The organism is Vibrio sp. M260118, from assembly GCF_036533755.1.
Taxonomy (GTDB): Bacteria; Pseudomonadota; Gammaproteobacteria; order Enterobacterales; family Vibrionaceae; genus Vibrio.
This window is the reverse complement of sequence record NZ_JATABG010000411.1, coordinates 1-2,916: the sequence shown is the minus strand read 5'-3', so window position 1 is coordinate 2,916 and position 2,916 is coordinate 1. Positions and strand designations below refer to the sequence as shown.

At 47.2% G+C, this 2,916-nt stretch carries 3 protein-coding genes; all 3 read right to left on the bottom strand.

The window, feature by feature from the left end:
* Window positions 1-851: choline ABC transporter substrate-binding protein (locus tag QTO00_RS17620; protein WP_331425935.1), on the bottom strand; the 851-nt coding region annotated here is incomplete at its 3' end.
* Between the two features lie 39 nt (window positions 852-890).
* On the bottom strand, window positions 891-2,579 hold the full coding sequence (gene betA, locus QTO00_RS17615) for a choline dehydrogenase (protein ID WP_331425934.1): 1,689 nt from the start codon (window positions 2,577-2,579) through the stop codon (window positions 891-893).
* 20 nt (window positions 2,580-2,599) lie between these two features.
* Window positions 2,600-2,916, bottom strand: a 317-nt coding sequence (locus tag QTO00_RS17610; protein WP_331425933.1) for an aldehyde dehydrogenase family protein, incomplete at its 5' end; no start/stop codon positions are given.

Sequence of the window (2,916 nt, the reverse complement as noted above, 5' to 3'; positions counted from 1 at the left end):
TGCTGCGGATTTGCTTGTAACCACTGTTGAGCGGCTTTGGAAGGTTTCATATTCTGATTAAGAATCGCTTCCATTAATTCGTTTTCCATCTCTAAGCTGAACTCAAGATTTTTGAGCATCTGCCCGACGTTTTTACACTCAGATAAGTAATTCGCGCGCACATTGGTATACACATTTGCGCCGCCATAGTTGGGACCGAAGTAATCATCACCGCCAGAAAGGTAAGCCATATCAACATTGCTGTTCATTGGGTGAGGCGCCCAGCCTAAATAAACAATCCACTGGTTTCTGCGCACAGCACGTGAAACCTGCGAAACCATTCCCGCTTCACTAGACTCAACTAAGCTAAAGTCTTTAAGGCCAAACGCATCGTTGTCGATCATCGACTGAATCAAGCGGTTACCATCATTACCTGGCTCAATACCGTAGATTTTGTCTTTAAACTTATCAGCGTGTTTTACTAGGTCTGCAAAGCTTTTTACTCCGGCATCATAGACATACTTCGGAACCGCCAATGTATACTTAGCCCCTTCAAGATTTGCGCGAACCGTTTCAACACTGCCGGCCTCACGATACTTAGCGATATCTCCCTCCATGGTTGGCATCCAGTTGCCAAGGAAGATATCGATATCACCGTTCGCCATTGAAGAGTAAGTCACGGGCACTGACAGCAAATCCGTCTCTGTTTTGTAACCCATGCCTTTTAGTAGCTCAGAAGTCACGGCGGTTGTTGCCGTAATATCAGTCCAACCGACATCGGCAAATTTAACGGTTTCACATTGAGTAGCATAAGCGTTAGTAGCAAGTGCACTAACGGCTAACGTAGCGAGTGTTTTTGTCATCATAGACATGTTTTTTTCCTTGTAATGATTACTGACTTTATGAGCTGATTACACAGCCCTTTTTGGTTTATTTGTTCTTTGTTTCTGTTGCCATTCAGGCTCAATCCAAACTGGTGCGTGCCCAGCTTGTAATAGTTGCGCTCCCAAAATCATATCGGCAGCTCGTTCAGCGACCATGATGGTTGGGGCATTTAAGTTTCCATTCGGAATAGTCGGGAATATTGACGAGTCAACGACTCTCAGCCCTGCTATACCGCGAACTCGGCACTCTTCATCTAATACTGCCAATGGGTCGTCATCAGCACCCATTTTGCAACTGCATGATGGATGGTAAGCACTTTCCACATTACGCCTTACCCACTCATCAATGTCCTCGTCGCTGGTAATACTCTGCCCTGGCTGAATCTCTTCCCCACGGAACTGATCCATTGCTGGTTGTTGTAGGATCTCACGAGTTAGGCGGATGCAATCGCGCCAATCCTGACGATCTTGGGCTGTCGAAATATAGTTGAACTGAATATGTGGCTGCTCGTTTGGGTCGGCCGATACAATCTGGATGGAACCACGACTCTCGGGTTTATTTGGCCCGACATGAACTTGGAAACCATGCCCATTAAAAGCGGCTTTACCATCGTATCTCATCGCCGCTGGTAAAAAGTGATACTGGATATTCGGCCATTTAACCCCTTCGCGCGAACGAATGAATGCACAAGACTCAAAATGGTTTGTAGCCCCTAAACCTTTGCGAGTCAGAATCCACTCTGTTCCAATCTTAGCTTTACTCACCAATCCCAATTTACTATTGAGTGTGATCGGTTGTGTGCAGTGGTACTGAAAATAGACTTCCAAATGGTCTTGAAGGTTTTGACCGACGCCAGGCAAATCATGCTCGACAGGAACACCCGCTTGCTCAAGGACTGATTGAGGGCCAATTCCTGATAGTTGCAACAACTGGGGAGAACCAATAGAACCAGCACTAGAGATAACCTCTTTACTCGCGAAACACTGCTTGATTGTGCCTGATTTTTCAAACTCAACGCCGATAGCAGTGCCCGATTCAAGGAGAACCTTTCTCGCCACCACACCCTTGATCAGCGTCAGGTTTGAGCGCTTTAATGCACGCCTTAAGTAAGCGTTAGACGTTGAGGCTCGCACACCTTTATCTACCGTCATATGCATCGGGCCAAAGCCTTCTTGCTGATAGCCGTTATAATCTTCAGTCTCTGGGTAACCCGCCTCTTTACCTGCGTCGATAAAGGCTTGATAAAGAGGGTTGAGCTGCATCTCGTTGCCGGCGCAAGTCCCTAATGGCCCTAAATCGCCTCGGTATTGGTCTTGACCACCTACCCACGATTCAGTGCGCTTGAAATAAGGTAAGCAGGCTTGATAGTTCCACCCTTTGGCGCCATGCTGCTCCCACTCATCGAAGTCGCAAGCATGCCCTCGAACGTACACCATGCCATTTATAGATGAGCTGCCACCAAGCACCTTACCCCGAGGACAATGCAGCTTACGGTTGTCCAATCCTATCTCGTTGTCAGTTTCAAATTGCCATGCATAACGCTCAGTATTCATTGGGTAAGACAAAGCTGTTGGCATTTGGATAAATATGCTCTTGTCAGTGCCACCAGCCTCTAGTAACAGAACCTTGTGCTCACCGCTTTCGCTCAATCGATCCGCCAAGACACAACCCGCAGATCCTGCTCCCACGATGATGTAGTCGTAGTTTTGATTCATTTTCTTCTCCGTGTCTGAAACTAAGCGTAAGGGCTTGGGTAACCACCCAGTTCAATTAAAATGCTCTTAGTTTGGGTGTAATGTTGCAGCGTTTCTGGACCATTCTCGCGACCAATGCCTGATAACTTATAGCCACCAACAGGCATTTGCGCTGGTGAGTCCCCCCAGGTATTCACCCAACAAATTCCCGCCTGTAACTGGTGAATAACACGATGTGCGCGAGAAACATTTTGTGTGAAAACACCTGCCGCAAGACCATAGTCGGTGTCATTGGCACGTTTAATCACCTCTTGCTCGTCACTAAATTTGAGAACCGACATCACCGGGCCAAAAATCT

Coding starts and splice junctions, on each gene's coding strand:
- betA (WP_331425934.1), bottom strand. CDS start 2,579: ATGAATCAAAACTACGACTACATCATCGTGGGAGCAGGATCTGCGGGT.